The sequence below is a fragment of the Paenibacillus sp. BIHB 4019 genome, from assembly GCF_002741035.1.
GTDB lineage: Bacteria > Bacillota > Bacilli > Paenibacillales > Paenibacillaceae > Pristimantibacillus.
In genome coordinates this window covers 2893725-2912973 of the sequence record NZ_CP016808.1, presented here as the reverse complement: position 1 = coordinate 2912973, position 19249 = coordinate 2893725, and the positions used below count along the sequence as shown (strand labels likewise).

Genomic DNA, 19249 nt, shown 5'->3' with positions numbered 1-19249 from the left:
AAAATAACCGCTTGCCATTCCTGAGAAGGCAAGCGGTTATTTTTTCCCCTAAACTTCTTTTATTGAATAAGCTCCAGCAGCTCTGTCACGCCGGCTTCGTACTGCGGCTTGAACTGCTCTGATTCCATATATTTGATTACACTGGACAAAAACTGTTTTCCTTCCGGTGTTTCTAGCACCTTATCCGCGTCGAGCGAGCAAATAAGCAGCTTGCCTTTTCCTACGCGGCATTCAAACAGAAAACCTAATTTGTGATTGCGCTCGAAATTGTCGATGGTCTGTACGATAGGGCTCCATTCCCTGCTCGTGCCGTCCATAATAATCGACTTTGAATGGGATACGATGCTCCACCAAGGATAAGTAGAATGCGGCTCGCACGGAAAGTCCCGGAAGACCGGGTGGCTGTTGTCGACGAGAAGCCCCATTGTGCCGACGGGAACCGGACGGTTCATGCTCTCCGAGATGGAGCGAAACATCGGATAGCACCAGAAATCGGTACTGTAGAAGCCCTCGATACCATGGCTTATATGCTCTGGCTTCGGCATCAGCCATACTTTCTCCCCTTGCTCTAATAAAGCAAGAGCCTCAGCCGTAAGCGACTCAAAACGATGGACTTTGGACAGCTCCGCTTCAACCTGCTGCGGATAAATCCAAAGGTCATAGGACTTGCGAATATCCGTCTCCACAATCCGCAGGGAAAGCACAGCTTTGGTCATAACATCGACAGCGGGCATTTCTATGCTCAGCTCGCAAATATCAATGTCATTTTGCTCCCCCCCTATTTCCGCCTCAGCTGTACCAGACGCCAGTATCCTCTGTCCATCCGCCAGCTCCCACTGAAGCTTGATTGCACCCGGTGGCTGATTTCTATACCAGCACAATTCCACATGAGCGTCGAAGCGTTCGGTCGACGTATAGTTGTATTTAGCAAACCTCGCCATAAGGACGGCATCGCTGCAGAAGGTCCGCCATTCCTCAGGCGTAATCAGCCCCTTGGAATCCATAAAGGCATCTAATACGCCAACGAGCGCCGTTCCTTGCCCACTAAAATCCTGAAGATCGAGCAATTGAAAGCCGGCAAGCTTTCTGGAGCGAAAAGCAGCTTCCAGCTCTTCCTTATAACAGGCTACTGCCAGCTGCCCTGAGCTTTCAAAGTATGAACTGGACAGATGGTCCAGCCCTTTCTCCCTGAGGCGCTCTTGGAAAAGGATGAAATTTTCCGCTTTCAGCGACCCTGTATACTTCTCTATTTCTCCATAGTTCGGATACGTCGCGTATTGCCCAATTTCATGGGAAATGACCGGAATGCGGGGAATCCATTCCCCCGAGGCGTCGCCGAGCTGGACCGCTTTCGCTTCCGTGCCGTACTGGATTTGAATGACGCCTCCTGCTTCACTCGACGCACCCTCGTTATGATGAAAATCTGGCGGCACAATTTGATCGTCATAATCCTTTAATGTGCCCGGAACGTCGGTCTGAACATGGCCCAGCGGAGCATCACACATCGCATAGGAGCCTCTGAACAACCGCTCCTTCGAGAAACGCACCCCGCAGAAGAAATCATCATGTTCAAGAACAGCAGGAGAAAATTGATGATTATTGGAGCCTTGTGTATACAACGGCCTGCTGTCGAACGCTTTATAGGCTTGCAAAATCGCATCGATTTTGGCTCTGCTGCCCCACAGTTCATTGCCCAGCGACATCATGACAAAGGACGGATGGTTGCCGAATGCCTTGAGAATGGCATACCCCTCGCTAATCAAGTAGTCTTGCTCCGCCTGGTTATGGCGCTCATCCGTCGCTTCAGTAATCGTCCCCCAGAAAGGCAGCTCCGGTTCCATGTAAATCCCCAGCATGTCCGCTGCGGTAAACGCGGCTTCAGGCGGGCAGCACGTATGAAAACGATAATGGTTAATGCCGTAGGACCTCGAAATGCCAAGAATTCTCAGCCACTCCTCGACATCCGTCGGCGCATATCCCGTTAGCGGAAAAATCAATCCGTCATGCTTGCCCCGAAGGAACGTTTTGCTGCCGTTAATTGTAAATTTATTTCCATCCGTTCTAAATTCCCGCAGCCCGAAGCTCCGCTGCTGCTGGTCAACGATTTCGCCTGTCTCATCCTTCAAACAGATGCTTACAGTATACAAATGAGGAGTGGCTTCGCTCCATAGCAGCGCGTCCTGCCCTAATGCATATTCAAGCGAAATAGCTTGCGAAGCGAAGCTATACTCCTTCTCCGCCACCGTATGCACGGCTTCTGAGTTCCAACTGGCTGCGGATACCGTTAGGCTGCCGTTGAATGCTCCCTGCACGCCAGCTTCCACCTTCACGGAGCGCGCGGACAAATTCGGATAGAGCTGGATATCGGTCAGGTACGATTCGCTATAAAATTGAAGCTCGATGCGGCCTGTAATTCCGTTCCAATTGGTCTGTGTATCAGGGGAAGTCATATGGCCTCCCTTCGTTGGATAATCCGTATTGTCGACACGGATAGTAATCGTCTGCGGGCCGCTCTGAAGCAGTCCTGTCAATTCGTAGAGATGCGGCGTATTCAGGCTATCACGCGAGCCGACCTCGCGGTCGCCCACCCATACCGTCGTCATTCTCGTTCTTTCGAGATAGAGAAAACACGTTTTTTCAGCAAGCCCCTTAGGAATTTCTACCTCTCTCGAATACCATGCATACCCTTCGAACGCATATTCATCGGTTAAAGCCCCTACTAATTTCGTTTCGTTCTTCGGCCCTTTCCGGGCATAGGATGTCGTTCCGGGCAGCTTAATCGAATCTGTAAACGGCTGCGACAACCCGCTCTTGTCCTTGTCCAGCTGCAGCTTCCATTCGCCCTCTAGGTTGATTTTGGTCAGCAAAATATCACTCCTCATAATAATAATCTCTAAACTCCTGCGGAGTCGTTCCGGTCAGCTTCTTGAATAAAAAGGTGAAGTACGCCGCCGTTTGAAATCCGACCTGCTCCGACACTTCATACACCTTGATGCTTGGGTCCCGGAGCAGTTCCTTGGCCTTGTTCATACGAGCTTCCTGGACAAAATCAGATATCGTTCGGCCCATTTCTTTTTTGAATAATACGCTCAAATAGCTGGAGTTCAAATGAAACTGCTCCGCCAGCTGCTTCACCGTTACGTTATTATGCAGATGTTCCTCCAAATAACGGGCGACTTTCTGGATCAGGTTATGCTGCTGAACGGTTTGCTCCTTCTGCTTCAGCTGGATATACTGGGCGAGGAAGGCCATTACGACCGTCCTTATTTCCTCCACATCCGTACAGTCAATCATCCGCTGCCACATCAAAATATTCATCTCGGCATCCGTTTCCTTTGTCCGCTTCAATTTGCGGATCAGTTCGCTAATTAATCCCATGCCAAAGGCCTGCACATATGAAAAGGACACAGGCTTTTGCGCAAGCAGCATCTCAAACGCATGGTTGAAATAGACGATGGCGTTGTCGCTTTCCCCGCTATCCAGCAGCTTTAAAATTTCGGGAAAATATTCCTCGTACAATCGAAAATCGCGATATTCATTCATTTCAACGTGGTCGAAATACAAAATTTGCCCATAGCCGGCCATTCTGGCGCTTGCCATCATATGCTTGATTTCTTTATATAACAGGGGAATGTCCGACCAAGCCTGGCATTCCCTGCTGATTCCGACAGTAACGGAAGCGTTGTACTGCTCCTTCAGAACATCCTGGATAAAAGAAAGCTGCTTCTCCAGCTTCACACGGTCAATCGGAGAGGCATTCAATAAAATGACCGCTACTTCGTCCGCGCCAGTCTTGCCGATATACGTGCCTGCAAACTCGGACAAGCCCATTTTGACACATTTGATGAGCCCTTCGCTGAGCATAATCCGCTCCTTGGCGTCATGCGGATTGGACGGAAACAGGCGGTCATAGCCGAATAAGAACAGCGTAGCCTGCCAATCTTCTGACGGCAAATCGAGCAGACGGCACCAGGATTCGAGCAGCTCGCCACTTTGAATCGCACCTTCTATTAAATCCTTGACGTAATGCTCCTGCAGCACCTCATAGCTTTCCGTCATTTTTTCTTTAAGCTTGCTTGTCTCCAGCTCAATATGGATTTTCTTCTCAAGCGAATCGCGAAATGCCGCAAGCTTCGCTTCCAATTCATCCGTCTTAATCGGCTTGAGAACGTAGGCCTTCGCCCCCAAATGAATCGCTTCCTGGACAAATTCGAATTCGTCATAGCCGCTTATCATCACCGTCTGCAAGGACGCAAGCTTCGGATAATCCGACTTGCACTTGGCGAGCAGCTCTATCCCCGTCATTCCTGGCATCGACACGTCGGTGATCAGAACATCCACATGAGCTTCTGCCAGTATGGCAATTGCCTCCTCACCCGATTGTGCGGTCATTGGCTGTTCATACCCTAGCGCTTCCCAGTCGATGTGGCGGACAAGTCCTTGAATCTGCATCGGCTCGTCATCAACGATCAGTGCTTGCATCATGCTCCATCCCCCTTTTTAATTTCAGGAGCTTCCTTGCAAATCGGAATATGGATGGTCACAGTGGTCCATTCATCCTCCATGCTTTCTATTTCAAAACGTCCCTCTTGGCCAAAATAGAGCGCCAGCCGTTCGCGTATATTGTTCATTCCGAATCCGTTTTTCGTACCGATATAGCTGCCTGTCTTGATTCGTTCCAGCTTCTCGCGCGCAATGCCCTTCCCATTATCAAAAATCTGAAACGCAATGGCATCCTCTGTTTTGTTGATCATGATCTGTAAAAAGGCACCCTTCCTTGTTGTAATACCGCCATGCAAATAGCAATTTTCCACAATGGGCTGCAAAATGAGCTTAATCGTATACAAATCAAGAACGTCCGTCTCCACCTGCCATTCTACATGCACCTGATCGGGATATCGCAGCTGCTGGATTTCGACGTAAGCCTTTAGATGCTCAAGCTCATCACGAATGCGGGTCACATTAACGCGGTTATTGAGGGCCAGCCGGTAAAAGGTGGTCAGGGCATCAATCGTCCGAATTTGAATATCATCCTTTACGTCCATGGCACGCCAGCGGATCAGGCTTAAGGAATTATAAATAAAATGCGGATTAATCTGCGCCTGCAGCGCTTTGAAAGACTGCTCGCGTTCTTTTAAAATCGCCTCTGTATGTTCTTCCACCAGCTTTCTGAGGCGTCCAGACATCGAATTGAATAGAACCTCCAGCTCTCCCAGCTCATCGTTGTCACGGTTTCTCACCGTCGCTTCGAAATAACCTTCGGAAATATCCATCATGCGGGTTCCGAGCTTGCGTATTCGCCAGATGACGTTTTTGAGCACAACCATAATGAGAAAGGTCGATAAAAGGAGAAAAAAAGCGATGCCGCCCACTATATAGTAGAAAATTCGTTTGGACTGTTCCTCCAGCCGATCCAGATGCACAAGCGCCGCGACCGTCCAGCCGGAATTGATTTTCTGCCTGATTAATACCATGCCATCAACGGTTACCGCCGAGCCTTCCGGACGGCTCCAATACTCGCTTAAGGAGGATTCTGACAAACGGCTGCCGATTTCATTGGACTCTGAGGAGGCGATGATCTGCTCATCGCTGTCTACGATGAACATTTCCCCCGCACCGTCAAACGGATGGTCAAACGATTCAGCAAATACTTCATTATAATTAAGCCGCAAATAGACGATGCCGTAGACGTCCCCGTACGTATTTAAAATTTTGTGCGAAACGACGAGCCGGGTTTTATCGTCGAGCGCATTCGTCCAGGCGAGGTTGTCTGGCGATTGAAGTCTTCCCTTGTACCATTCCTGTTCGATTAAACCCGAAAGCTTGCGATCTCCTGGTTTCCATAGAAGCCCGCCGTCCTGTACCAGCGTGTCATTCGTATGGTAGATGCGGAAATTTTCGATGCCGGGCAAGTATTTGCTCGTAAATAAGAAAGCCCGGTCTACATATTGAACGGTAGCGTACTGTTCGGAAATGTCCTGATAGTCTCTCGATAATCTAGAAACCAGCTCACCGTCAGTCGCTGTCCGCGTAGCAAGCAGATCATAGCTCTGCTTGCGGAACTCAATGCTTTGGGCGTTCTGACGAACAGCCTCTTTAATCGTGAGCATATAGTTGCCCCGGACAATATGCAGCGTCATATACCCTGCTCCGATAGCCAGCAGGACGGTCGGAAGAAATACAATAACCCCATAAAACAGCACAATTTTCTTTCTCATATTCATGGAGCGGGTCATACGAATGATCCATTGCTCTAAACGTTGTCTCAGCCTCATCTGCCACTCCTCCATGAACTGCAAAGGGAGCCCCCTTCCTAATAGGAAGGGATGCTCCGCCCATTCTTTATTTTATTGTCCTGCTTTTATTTGCTTATTTTACGTGCTAATTTTACTTTCTCACTTTACTTGCTCCTTGTAAGATGCAAGCCATTCCTCTTTTACCTCGCTCCAATGGCCGCGCTTCTCCAGCGCTTCCTGGAACTTCGTCCATTCCGTCTCAAATTGGCCGCTATCTTTCGCCATCAACAGCTTGGCTCTATATTCCTTGCGAATATTTTCGATTTCCGGGGAATATTTCTCCCATAGGCCGCCAGCCTTCATTTCAATCAAATCATACGGCTCAGCAACCCGGATACTTCCCATTTTGCCGATCGCTTCGGTGAATTTGATCGTTTTGGCTGCTCCCGCTTTACCGCCATCCGCTGTGTTCCACCACGGATACCACTCGTTGCTGTAGGAAGAAGCCATGTACAGCTCCGGCGTAACCTTCGCTTTTTGGGCCGCATCACCCGAATTCCGGCTTGTTTTATAAGCTTCATCCGTGAACTGCCATTTCCCAAGCGGCTGGTCAACCCAATCCCAGTACAATCCAACTGGCCCTTCATTAATGACATGCTGTTGCTCAGGCTTCGGCTGCAGCGTGTAATCAAAAAACTTTAAAATCGCTTCCAGATTTTTTGTATTGGAGCTGACATACACATCATATCCCGGATTCGGATTAACGACCTGGTTAATGCCGACCTTCTCTACGCCTTGGACTTTAGGGAAAGGAACGACTTCATAAAACCATCCCGGCTCCGTAGGACCGTCAAGCGTCTCCCATACGGAGGTTGGAATATTCCAGAAGCTTCCCGCATTTAGAGCGACACGACCCGATTTATTTTTTTCATTATATTGCTCTTTTTTATTCGTCACGACCTCCGGGTCAATCAGCTTGGCGACGTACATTTTGTTCATCCACGCGTAAGCTGCCTTAAAGTTCGGATCGTCGTAAGCGAATACAAAATCATCGCCTTTTTTCTCGATTCCCCTGCCGCCCGTCGTGACGCCAAAGGCGGTGAGAATCGCATTTTCATCGCTCCAGCTGAGCGTATCATTCGTATCCATTAGAAATGAAAGGGGAAGCAGCGTTTTGCCTGACGCATCCTTTTGCTCAGCCGCTTTTTTCAGAAAAGCCTCTACGCCTTCAATAGTAGCCAGATCAGCTATGGTCATGCCAACGCTATCCAGCACATCCGTTCTGACTGACCATCCTTGCGATGCCCAGCCCGGCCATGGATCTTCAGGATTTTGGTCAAACCAGGTTGGAATCGACCAAATATGTCCGTCCGCATCCTTCATCAATTCGAGATACTGCTTCGGAATCGCAGCCAGTCCCGGATATTTATCCGGCATATCGAAATACTGCTCCAAGGACATCAGCTGCTTCGAACGGTTCATCGCGCTCTTCACCGTTTCATTTCGGCCAAAAATCGCTGCGTCCTCAAAGCCGCCTGTGTTAATTTTCAAATTAAGCGCTGTCATTGCATCGCCCTGTGTCGTCTCCAGCTTAACATCAACACCCGGCTCTTTCTCGCGCCAATACTTCTGGACCAAGCTGTCATTATTCGTTGTTGCCGTCCATCCCAGCCACAAATTGAACGAGGTCGAACCGCTAGCCGCCGCACTTCCCGAATCAGTGCTGCCGCTTGGCTGATTGCTTGCGGAATTCGAACAACCCGCCATTACGGTCAGCGATACGGCAACGGTTAATGCCGTTAAGAAACGCTTTTTAGATTTCACTGTCATACTCCCCCTATACAAGATTGTACTTCAAATCGGTATATAAATGTTGCTCTAATACCCGAATAATCAGCCTTTGACCGAGCCCACAAGGACGCCTTTGACAAAGTATTTTTGCAAAAACGGATAAACGCAAAGAATAGGAATCGCACTGACCATTACAACGGCCATTTTAATCGACATCAGCGTAATATTTTGCAGCTGCGAGCTTCTCGCCAGCGCTTCCTGATTCGTGTTGGAGCCGAGTACGGCGGATAAATCCGACGCAGCTAGAAGCTGCTGCAGGAAGGTTTGAACGGGAATCAATTCCTGCTTCGTAACGAAGAAAGCGCCCGCGAACCAATCATTCCAATGGCCGACTGCCGTGAACAAGCCTAGTGCAGCCAGCATCGGTTTGGACAGCGGAATAATCATCTGCATTAAAATCCGCAGCGGTCCAGCGCCATCCAGTTCAGCGGACTCCACCAGCGCCTCCGGTATGCCCTGAATAAATTTCAGCATGACGAACATGTTCCAGACGGAGAAGAGGCCCGGCAGAACGTATACCCAGAACGAATTAATCAAGCCCAGATTGTTGAGCTGAATGTAGTACGGAACCAGACCCCCGCTGAACAACATCGTAATCAGAATATAGCCGAGAATGGTGCCTCTAAAAGGAAGCCCGCGATAGGACAAGCCATACGCCACAAGCAGCGTAACGAGCAGTCCGCCAATCGTTCCAAGTACGGTCCTGCCAATTGTGATCAGATAAGAATTTCGAATAATTTCATTGCCAAGCACGATCTCATAATTAATGAGGGTGAAATTCCGCGGCCATAAGTAAACCCCGCCCTTGGCAGCATCTGCGCCGTCATTCAAAGATATGGCCAGCATATACAAAAACGGATAAAGCACGGATACACACAGCAGGCCGAGCAGCGCTACGATGACGTATTGGGCAATATTTTCACCTTTGCTCATCTTCATACGCCATCACCATAATCCTTCGCCGTTTATTTTTCTTGAAAACTGATTCGTTCCCACGACTAAAATCAGACTGATAATCGAGGAGAGCAAACCAACCGCAGTTGCCATGCCAAAGTAGCCTTGCTGCAGGCCGCTGCGTAAAATATACGTATCCAGCACGTCGGCCACTTCCTGGTTAGCCGAATTCATGAGCGGATAAATTTGATCCATGCCCACGGTAATCAAGCTTGGAATGCTCAAGATCAGGACGATCGAGATCGTCGGCAGCATGCCCGGAATCGTAATATGGCGAATTTGGGATAGCCTGCCTGCGCCCTCTACCTTGGCGGATTCATAGAGCTGCGGGTCAATCGTCGTAATCGCCGCCAAATAAAGAATCGTATTCCAGCCTGTTTCTTTCCACAAGCCGCTTAACACCACCATCGGCCGAAACCATTCCGTCGAGCCCAGGAAGAAGATGGAGTCCCCACCCGCTTGGTTGATAAACTGGTTGACCAGGCCGCTGTCGAGCGTCAAAAAGGATTGAAGAATGTAGGCAACTACAATCCATGAGAAGAAGTGGGGCAGGTAGCTGACCGATTGAACGAAGCGCTTGAACACTGGCCGGGTCACTTCATTAATTAGCAGGGCCAGCAGAATAGGTGCCGGAAAGCCGAAAATAAATTTTAACACCGATATATAGAGTGTATTTTTGACTACAGTCAAAAACTGGGGGTCTTGAATAAAGGAGAAATTATCTAAACCAACCCAAGCACTATTCCATATGGATGTTCCGATTTGAAAATCCCGGAATGCAACCTGTATCCCTACCATAGGAATATAGTTGAAAAGCAGCAGCAGGACCACGCCCGGTAAAATCATTAAATATTGCCATCGATACTTATAAAGCTTTGCGTACAATCTGCATCCCTCCTTCGTCTTTCTATCATAAAGGTAAATTCGGAGCACTCCTACGCAACAGCGATTGGATATCTATCGTTCTGATTAGAATTCATAACGAAAATCAGAAAGCGTTTCCGGCTAAGGGATGAATATGTATATGGCCAATCAAAAATTTATATATTCTTTATGGAGGCTGCACCTTGGAATGTGATATAGTCTAAACTATCTAAATACATAATTTAGAAATGAATCGAATGAATTGCAGAGGTCGTCCGTCCTATGAAAAATTACATCGCTCATCATGCCGAAACTTTTATTCTCAGCAAATATACAAGCCGCTTCTTATTCGGAATCGCATTTCTTGCTGTTATTGCGGCCGACTTTTGTTTCGAAAATTACATATTGTTTCAGTTTGCTTATTTAATGCTCAGCTTACTGGTAGGCCTTTCTTTCTGGAAGGAAACCTGGATTCGAAGCGTGCTCGTCGTTCTTATCGTTTTCTTTAGAGTTTATTTGGAGCGGCAGCCGGTATTTCTCATTCAAGATGAATTCCCCTTGAGAGTCTTCACTTTAGTCGTTACGTATTTCTTAACCTCCTCTTCTATTTCGTTTATGATATTGTATTACAATAGACAGAAGCAAAATATGCTTCAGCTCACCTTTACACTAGCTAAAGCTTTGGATTCAAGGGATCATTATACGGCTGATCACTCCGATAACGTGGCTTATTATTCGAAGAAAATCGCTGAGGAAATGAAGATGTCCAAGCTGGCGTGCGAACGCATTTATATTGGCGGAATCCTTCATGACATTGGGAAAATTGGCGTGCCTGAGCATATTCTCCTCAAACCATCCCGATTAACGGACGGAGAATTTGAAATTATTAAGGAGCATCCTAATACGGGTTATGAAATGCTAAGCCATATTTCCCATCTTAAACGCTCCGGTATATTGGATATGATTCTTCATCATCATGAAAGATTTGACGGACGCGGCTATCCGAGCCGCATTGGACAGAGCGAAATTCCGATTGCAGCCCGAATTATGGCTGTTGCTGATACGTTCGATGCTATGACCTCTAAGAGGGTGTACAGAGGCGAGCTTGATGTTGAGTTTGCGATAGAGGAGATTCGGAAAAATGCTGGGACCCAATTTGATCCCGATGTAGTCGAAGCCTTTATGAACATCTGGAAGCGTGAAGGGCCTAAATTATTATCCAAGTATTCTGCTAAGCCAACCCTAGAGCAACCTTTGAATAAAGAAACAGCTGCAGTCTAGGACCTGAAAATAGCGTCCTAGACCGCAGCTGTTTCTTTTGTAAAGTTAGCGTTTTTTTATGAGCTGTCGCACAGCTGCTTTTCCCTCTCCACCTGAACCTACTGATAGGCATAGATGACATACAGCCAAAAATCTTCCGTTATCCCTTCACGCCGCCGACAGTCATCCCTTGTACAAAATACTTTTGCAGAAATGGGTAAACGATAATAATCGGCAGACTGGCAACAATCGTCATCGTTGCTCGAATGGAAGTCGGTGTCACCATCGTTACATTGCCCTGCGCATTGGCAAAGGCATCCGCTGCTGATCCGCCCGTACTGGTCGTGGTGCTTGACGTTGAGAGTACCTTCATTAGTTCATATTGCAGAGTACTTAGATTAATACTGGAAGAATTGTACAAGAAAACATCAAACCAGGAGTTCCATTGATACACCGCTACAAATAACGAAACCGTCGCGAGGGCCGGTACTGTAAGAGGCAGAACAATTCGCATAAACGTCGTAAAGTCCCCGGCGCCATCTATTCTTGCCGACTCCATAATTCCTTCGGGCAAGCCTTCTATAAAGGAACGAATGACAATCATGTTAAACACACCGATAATTCCGGGAATAATATAGACCCAAAAGGTGTTCAGCAAGTCCAGTTCCTTCGTCAGCAAGTAGTTCGGAATTAAGCCTCCGCTAAAATACATCGTAAAAATAAAAATGATCGTCACAAACTTTTTGAAAACATATTCAGGGCGGCTGATTGTATAGGCAAGCATCGCTGTACAAAACACAGAGACTACCGTCCCCACTATCGTGCGTGCTACAGAAATAAAGGTCGCATGAAAAATAGAGGACTCATTGAAGATGTATTCATAATTTCGCAGCGTCCAATCACGAGGCCAAATATAGATATTCCCACGAATGGAATCATTGGCATCATTAAATGAAAGAGCAAACATATTCAAAAAAGGATACAACGTTACAACGATCAGCAAGAGCATAAAAATGATATTGCACACATCGAATATTTTATCTGGGGAAGAAAAGTATGCTTTACGAGTTGATTTGGCTTGACTCATAGTGATGGCCTCCTTGCAGAATGATTAGTAGAGCCTGCTTTGACCCAACCGTTTCGCAATATGGTTCGCTGCGATCAGAAAGATAAAGCTGACAACCGTTTTAAACATACCGGCTGCAGTTGCCAAACCATAGTTATTCATCTGCATGCCATATTTCAAAACGAATATATCAAGATTTTCTGAATAGTCGACGTTCATGCTATTGCCGAGCAAGTATTGCGGCTCGAATCCAGATTCAAGAATAAATCCAAGATTCATAATTAATAAAATGACAATGACCGGTCTCATGCCTGGAAGCGTAATATGCCAAATACGCTGAAAACGTGATGCTCCATCCATTTCTGCCGCTTCATATTGCGCAGGGTCAATCGTTAAAATGGCAGCGAGATAGATGATGGTGTTCCAGCCTACATTTTTCCAAATTTCAGATACTCCAAGAATGCCCCAGAAATATTCTCCTTTACCTAACCAGAGAATAGGCTGGTCAATCAGCTGCAGCTTCAGCAGCAGGATGTTGACAATACCTTCGGGAGAAAGTGCGGTTTGCACGATGTTTGCCGCAACAACCCAAGAAATAAAATGGGGTAAATAGCTAATCGTTTGTACCGTTCTTTTGAAATAAACGCTGCGCAGCTCATTAAGCAGCAATGCCAATACAATGGCTGTTAAAAATCCTAATACGAGATTAATGGAACTCATGACAATCGTGTTGCGCAGTACGAGATAAAAGGCCTCTTCTTTAAATAAAAACGTGAAGTTATCAAGCCCAACCCATTTTTGATCAAAAATACCCTTAGCCGGCTTGAACTTTTGAAAAGCGATCGTCCAGCCCCAAAGCGGAACGTACTTGAATAAAATGACCCAAGCTAAAAAAGGCAAAGACATCAGCATTAGCATTTTCTGCTTGGATAGTCTTTTCAATAAGTTTGTTTTGTGCAGGCCGCCAGTAGCCGTTGCTGCAATTAGCTCAGTCTGTTTCCCCACTCCAGATGTCTCCTTTTTATATAAATTTTCTTATTATGAAAAATTTTGGCAGTAAAAGGCGAAGCTAACTCCACCTTTTACTAGCCTCATCTCCTATATGCTGCCTATTCAGGCTTACCAATTACCTGCAACACGCTCCTTGACCTTGTTTGTAATAAATGCTTCAAAGCCAGCAACGTCCAGCTTGCCGAATTCTTTCACATACTCATTCCAGATGGATTCATAAGCTGACTTAGATGCAAACACCAGTTTCGGATAATATTTCTTTTGCAAATCTTCTGATTTTTGATTGAAAATCTGTTCGGGAGAGCCTTGCTCTTTCAAAATACTCCACGCAGGATACCACGGCCGTTCTACCGGCTGCGCAAACATTTTGGAGAAGGTTTCCACGTTATAGGCTTCAAGCAATTTTAAATCGCCTTCTGTATAATTCGCAGCCGCTACTTCAGGCTGATTGCCTACACTATAGGAATTGCCATCTTCTAATATAGAGTTGCTGCCATAACGCGGCCATTCATAATCAAAATACGCCCATCCGTAGGAACGTTTAAACTCATTGTCATTACGATTGGCAAGCTGCTGCTTATCCATCACGAAGCGGCCTTCTTCGTTCTTGGAATAGGTTTCACCTTCTTGCCCCCACTGAACCAGCTTCTGGTTCTCTTCGGTTAGCAGGTTATCCCAATATTTAATAATACGGACAGGGTCCTTTGCACTAACGGAAATCCCGATCCCGCGATTGTTGACAAATGCAGGCGGATCGATGTAAGCATCTTTAATACTTTCGTCGAAAACGATTGGGAGCCCTACATAACGAAGATCGTCATTGCCAGCAGCTTTAAGGTTGTTGGTAGCATCTCCTGTCTGCCATCCATAGTTGAAATAGCCAAGTACACGACCGGAGGTAAGCTTTGCCAGATACTGGTCCTTGTTAGCTGTAAAGGTCTCTGGATCAAGCAAGCCTTTGCTGTTTATATCGTTCAAGGCAGTCAGCCATTTCTTCTCGTAATCCGAGGCTGCATAAACTTTAGCTTCATGGGTGTTCATATCAACCATTACGTTGCCGTCGTTTGGATATCCGGCTAAATGCATAGGCACGTTCGTAATCGAGTAGAAATCACCTGACACACCAGCGGATGTTATGAATCCGATTGTATTTTTACCGTCCATCGCAGGATATTTGGCTTGATATTTCTCAATCAGCTCAAAATATTGATCGAGTGTCTTCACTTCAGGGTAGCCAAATTCCTTCAATACGCGGCGCTGAATCCAGAAAGCGCCTTGCCCAACGTCCGGCTCAGTCAAATATCCGTTGACATTGGCGGTATATGGAAGAATATAAATATTTCCGTCCTCGCTCTTGATTTTATCCATATAGTCGCCATATACCCGCTTAATGTTCGGGGCATGCTCCTCGATTAAATCATTTAACGGAATAAGCGCTCCTGCATCAATCAGCTTTTCAAGCTCCGCAACTGGAGATATGACGTCGGGATATTCTCCCCCGGCAATCATAACGCCAGATTTTGTACTCGCATCGCCGACGACAAATTCCATCTTCCAGTCTACACCTGTTTGTTGTTGAAGCACCTTGCCAATGGTCGTGTCACTGGCAAGCACATCCTTGTTCGAACCGAAGCCAAAGTAAGTAAAGGTCACCGGCTCTGTACTTACTTCGGAGCCCTCCGTCTTACCCCCCTCCTTGTTTCCAGCGTTCTTTTCTCCACCATTGCTGCAGCCTGCAATAAGCATTGCCGAAGCCATTATAATTGCCATACTTGTCTTTAGCCATTTCTTGTTGGTCATAACTTTGTCCCCTCTCTTGCCACAATAATTGTAAGCACTTTCATTATAAAAGAAATGAGGGCGCAATGTTACACCGCAAACTTTAGAATATTCTTCGTAAAATAAAGGATCTGGCTGGCTGATTTAATGACTTGCATGGCCCATTGGCAAGCGCAGCATGATACGTGTGCCTTTCCCCGCATGACTGTTAATCGTATAATCAAACGCATCGCCGTAACAAAGCTTCAAGCGTGTTAACACATTTTTCATGCCTACTGAATCGCCCATTGTAACATCCTCGGAAAAGTAATGATGCAGCTCCTCCAATTTTTCTTCGCTCATGCCGCCGCCATTGTCGGCAATAACAAATAAAATGCGTCCCTTATCTTGTCCAATTTGAATGGTAATAAAGCCTATTCCGGGACTGCTTTCAATGCCGTGAATGCTGGCATTTTCTACGAATGGCAACAAAGTCATTTTCGGTATTTCATATTCCAATAAGGATTCTTCAACAGCAATTTGAAACTGAAGCTTATTGTCAAACCGGTACTTTTGGATTTCCAAGAAGCTTTCGATCAATTCCAGTTCATCACGTATCGTAACGAAGCTGCGCTTCCACGAAATCGACTTGCGAAATATTTTAGCCATACTATGAATGGTGTTGGCCGTTTCTGCTTCTCCCTTCATCAGGCTTCGCATACGGACCGTTTCCAGTGCATTAAACAAAAAATGAGGATTGATTTGGCTGTGCAGCGCATGAAGCTGTGCCTGTCTTTGACGGATTTCCAGCTCTTTTTTTTGAATATCCGCTACATAAACATCATTAATTAAATTTTCTATTCGCTCGCTCATCCGATTAAATTCAACAGCAAGCTCGCCTATCTCATCCCTTTCCCGATTATAGGGGATTCTTCCAATCGCTTTGTTCCTCACTGACTTCATGTGCGCTAAAATATCTTTTATGCGTGAATGGATGGAACGGGATACCATCGTAATGATAAGGGTAGGGACAAGGAAATTAATAATGGCGAACCACAGAATAAATTGGCCTGACTGCCGCACCTCATACAGCATCTTCTTTTCATCCATTACACCATATAATGTCCAGCCTTCCATATAGCGCCTGTCATGATATTGCTTTTGGATGACAATTGGTTTATCCGGCTTATTAATCTCATTGACCGTTAATCCGTCGCCTGCTGTCCGTTGGCCGCCCAACTGCCCGTTAACCAGATGGCTGTAGCGAACTTGACCGCTTGGGTCCAACATATAAATATCGCCCTCGAAGCTGGACAATGCTATTAATTGAGCAATGTACTCCATGTTTAGATCAATCTTTATCATATGCTCGTAGTCTTGATAACGCTGATCTGATATTTTCTGGATGACACTGATTTTGTCCGGCGTTACATGTAAAAACGGATACGTATTGTTGTAATCTTCCACATGCTGATACCAGTCGCTGGCCCGGATTGCCTCATCAAGTCTGACTATATTGCCAGAGACTAAAATAGTCGGATTGTCACTCATGATTACAGCCGAGCTCAACATTTTATATTCCTTGTCAGAACGATTAAAAATGTTGGAAATCGACGCGAGCGACTCGATATATTGATCGTAGGTTTTATATTCTGTATTCAGATGATGGATGAGCGATTTATCAATGGAATACAAATAGGTTATGCCTGCCGCATCATCAATGGCAACGCCAAGTTCTTTTTTCAACTGCGTAATCGCCAGATCCGCGTCTGCCTTTTTCTGATTTTTAATTTTATTGGTCATGACGTTATAAAACATCATATTCGTCAGCACAATGGGGATAAATACGCAGACGATATAGATGAAAATCAGCTTGTTTCGCAGCTTCAAATGATGCAGACTAAATTTGAACACCCCGCATAGCCTCCTTATTTTCTGCCAATGATCTTATTGCGATAATCTGTCGGAGTCATTTTTTCCAATTTTTCAAACTGTGTGGCAAAGTAATCTGAATTCGGAAATCCAACCAGCTCTGCGATTTTATACATACGGTTGTTCGTTTGCCGCAGCAGCCGCTTGGCTTCTTCAATGCGCAGTGAAAGCAAATACTCATTAAAATACATGCCATAGCTTTTGCGAAAGAGCTGGCCGAGATAAACAGGATTCATATAAAATTTTGCTGCGATGCCTTTCAAATTTATATTATCCGTAAAATTAGCATCAATATATTTTTTTATTTTTTCAATGCTGCCCTTTCCTTTTTCACTTCGCTTTGCGGCAATATAGCCAGCCGATTCTTCTATAAAACGCAAGCATATATGCCGAAGCTGATCCAGGTTGCGGTATTTGTTTGGCCAATCCAGCAGTTCATTCAGCAGCAGCAGCTCCTTCTCGTCCCCTTCAAATTGCCTGATGGTGTTTATGACCGCAATCATGCTCCGTCTGATGGTATTGGCTACTGCGTCTGGAGCAAAGCGCAATTGCTGAAATTGTTCAAAAATAGTATGGATGACAGCTTCATAGCCCTCACGCACATTTTCTTCCATCTCGGTAATCAATTTGCTGTGCAATTCTTCATCTACGTCAAAATAATATAAGGACAGCGGGAGCATCTCGGAGGCCATTATAATACCGCGCGAGCCAGCAGCAAATCGGTAATTCAAGCATTGGCCCGCGCTGCTTCCAGAATGGTCAATGCGCTTAAGATGCTCCTCCCTGCTTCCGATGAATAAACTTATCGTCGTTCCCAGCTCCTTCTCCAGCATATCCAGCAGCCATGCATAAGCCGTCTTCTCGTTATCGCCCAATTGCATTAGCCATGCTTGCGGGACAATAAGTCCATACTGATTGTTTTCGCGCACATGAACGAGCGGGAGCGTCCCTTCGCGCTGCATATACCGCTGAAGCGCTGTCTGCATGGCCGGTAAATAATCGAATGTTCCCGGCGTCTGCATATCCTGTATTTCTGCAATTACATACGTATAGGAAGAGGAGGCTGGAAGCTTCAATATATGGGAAATCTGCTGAATAACCTGCTCGTTGGGCTCTGTCTGCAGCAAAGTAGCGATTATGGTCTGAGCGAGCGGTTTTTCTCCTGTATATGACAAAAGCTGCATTTGATTCAGCGTATTTTCCACCTTTTTCAAAGTGGAGCCCAGTTCTTTCTTGTCAACTGGCTTCAAAATATAATCCGACACATTGTAGCGCAAGGCTTGCTGCGCATAAGTGAAATCATGATGGCCGCTTATAATAATAAATAACGGCTGGTGATCTCCCTCCTCCTTCACATGCTTGATCAGTTCGAGACCATCCAGCATAGGCATTCTGATATCAACAATAACCAAATCAGGCTTTAGCCGTTCAATTAGTTTAATCGCTTGCTTCCCGTTTTCTGCTTCTCCGCATATTTCGAATTGCATAGCGGCCCAATTCATTAAATTGACCAGACCCTTTCGCACAAATATTTCGTCATCCACAATTAGCACCTTATACATAGCTGATCCTCCTCCTAATGTGCAGCCGTCCGTTTTATCCTATGATACCATGCTTAAGATACTAGTCCATTGCTTGAGAACACGCGTCTTCATTTAAAAATCCATCACCAAATTGTCTCTTCAGCAGATGGCCCATTGCATATTTAAATACAAGGCCTTGCCCGCTCTCCAATCCTAAAAACACCATTATTTCAAAAATAATGCACTTTATCTGCATTCATATTCGGAAAGTCTTCTTTCGAGTTCGTCTCCTGCATGTAGACTATGAAAACAATCAAATGCCTCGTTACAAATAATAGATTGCGGTCATATATTGTAGCATATACGAGAAAGGGGGTTTGCATATGTCAAACTTCAATTCATTCTCCTGCTCTGGCGGCAATCGTAGAGGAGGTAACCGTACGGGCGGCAATCGCACGGGGGGCTGTCATACTGGGGGTAACCGTACAGGCGGCAATCGCACTGGGGGCAATCGTTCCTGTGGCAACCGTACGGGCGGCAATCGCACCGGGGGCAATCGTTCCTGTGGCAACCGTACGGGCGGCAATCGTTCACATGACAACTGCCATAGCCACCATCGCTCGCATGGTAGCTGCAATCGGGCTGAGCAATTCAATCGAAACTCGGATGACGATTTCGAGTAAGCAGCTAAGCACTTCATAGACTAGGTACCGGGTACCGACTGTCGCCTTCTTCTGAAGGCGACTCTTTTTGTCTACGCAAAAAAGCAGAAAAAAGAGAACAAAGATAACCTT

At 46.1% G+C, this 19249-nt stretch carries 13 protein-coding genes; 2 read left to right on the top strand and 11 right to left on the bottom strand.

Annotated features, from left to right (window positions below; translation table 11 throughout):
- Positions 1-59: 59 nt before the first annotated feature.
- The 6 genes from BBD42_RS12410 to BBD42_RS12385 form a co-directional block, all read right to left on the bottom strand.
- Positions 60-2882, bottom strand: coding sequence for a DUF8487 domain-containing protein (locus BBD42_RS12410; RefSeq protein WP_237163459.1), 2823 nt, complete (start codon positions 2880-2882; stop codon positions 60-62).
- Positions 2872-4485 carry a response regulator gene (locus BBD42_RS12405; protein ID WP_237163458.1) on the bottom strand — a complete coding sequence of 538 codons (1614 nt, stop codon included), beginning with the start codon at positions 4483-4485 and terminating at the stop codon, positions 2872-2874. Before BBD42_RS12405 ends, BBD42_RS12410 begins: the two co-directional genes overlap by 11 nt.
- Positions 4482-6275 (bottom strand): cache domain-containing sensor histidine kinase, encoded by a 1794-nt coding sequence (locus BBD42_RS12400; protein WP_099518371.1) that lies wholly within the window; start codon positions 6273-6275, stop codon positions 4482-4484. The genes BBD42_RS12405 and BBD42_RS12400 overlap by 4 nt, the downstream gene beginning before the upstream one ends.
- Before the next feature lie 120 nt (positions 6276-6395).
- A complete protein-coding gene (locus tag BBD42_RS12395; RefSeq protein ID WP_099518370.1) occupies positions 6396-8066 on the bottom strand; it encodes a type 2 periplasmic-binding domain-containing protein in 1671 nt (556 codons plus the stop codon).
- 63 nt (positions 8067-8129) lie between these two features.
- Entirely contained in the window at positions 8130-9026 is an 897-nt protein-coding gene (locus BBD42_RS12390; protein WP_099518369.1) for a carbohydrate ABC transporter permease, read from the bottom strand.
- 6 nt (positions 9027-9032) lie between these two features.
- Positions 9033-9926 carry an ABC transporter permease gene (locus BBD42_RS12385; protein ID WP_099518368.1) on the bottom strand — a complete coding sequence of 298 codons (894 nt, stop codon included), beginning with the start codon at positions 9924-9926 and terminating at the stop codon, positions 9033-9035.
- 261 nt (positions 9927-10187) lie between these two features.
- On the opposite strand from BBD42_RS12385, the gene BBD42_RS12380 reads away from it, so the two are divergent.
- Positions 10188-11186 (top strand): HD-GYP domain-containing protein, encoded by a 999-nt coding sequence (locus BBD42_RS12380; protein ID WP_237163456.1) that lies wholly within the window; start codon positions 10188-10190, stop codon positions 11184-11186.
- A 139-nt stretch (positions 11187-11325) separates the two neighbouring features.
- Here BBD42_RS12380 and BBD42_RS12375 read toward each other — a convergent pair whose 3' ends face one another.
- From BBD42_RS12375 to BBD42_RS12355, 5 genes are all read right to left on the bottom strand, one after another.
- Positions 11326-12252 (bottom strand): carbohydrate ABC transporter permease, encoded by a 927-nt coding sequence (locus BBD42_RS12375; RefSeq protein WP_099518367.1) that lies wholly within the window; start codon positions 12250-12252, stop codon positions 11326-11328.
- Between the two features lie 24 nt (positions 12253-12276).
- Positions 12277-13149, bottom strand: a complete 873-nt coding sequence (locus tag BBD42_RS12370) for an ABC transporter permease (RefSeq protein ID WP_099521582.1) — start codon at positions 13147-13149, stop codon at positions 12277-12279.
- A 201-nt stretch (positions 13150-13350) separates the two neighbouring features.
- Positions 13351-15042, bottom strand: a complete 1692-nt coding sequence (locus BBD42_RS12365) for an ABC transporter substrate-binding protein (protein WP_099518366.1) — start codon at positions 15040-15042, stop codon at positions 13351-13353.
- 123 nt (positions 15043-15165) lie between these two features.
- Positions 15166-16914, bottom strand: a complete 1749-nt coding sequence (locus tag BBD42_RS12360; RefSeq protein ID WP_099518365.1) for a sensor histidine kinase — start codon at positions 16912-16914, stop codon at positions 15166-15168.
- A 14-nt stretch (positions 16915-16928) separates the two neighbouring features.
- Entirely contained in the window at positions 16929-18494 is a 1566-nt protein-coding gene (locus BBD42_RS12355) for a response regulator transcription factor (RefSeq protein ID WP_099518364.1), read from the bottom strand.
- Between the two features lie 344 nt (positions 18495-18838).
- On the opposite strand from BBD42_RS12355, the gene BBD42_RS12350 reads away from it, so the two are divergent.
- Positions 18839-19138 carry a hypothetical protein gene (locus tag BBD42_RS12350; RefSeq protein ID WP_099518363.1) on the top strand — a complete coding sequence of 100 codons (300 nt, stop codon included), beginning with the start codon at positions 18839-18841 and terminating at the stop codon, positions 19136-19138.
- The last annotated feature ends 111 nt before the right edge of the window (positions 19139-19249 follow it).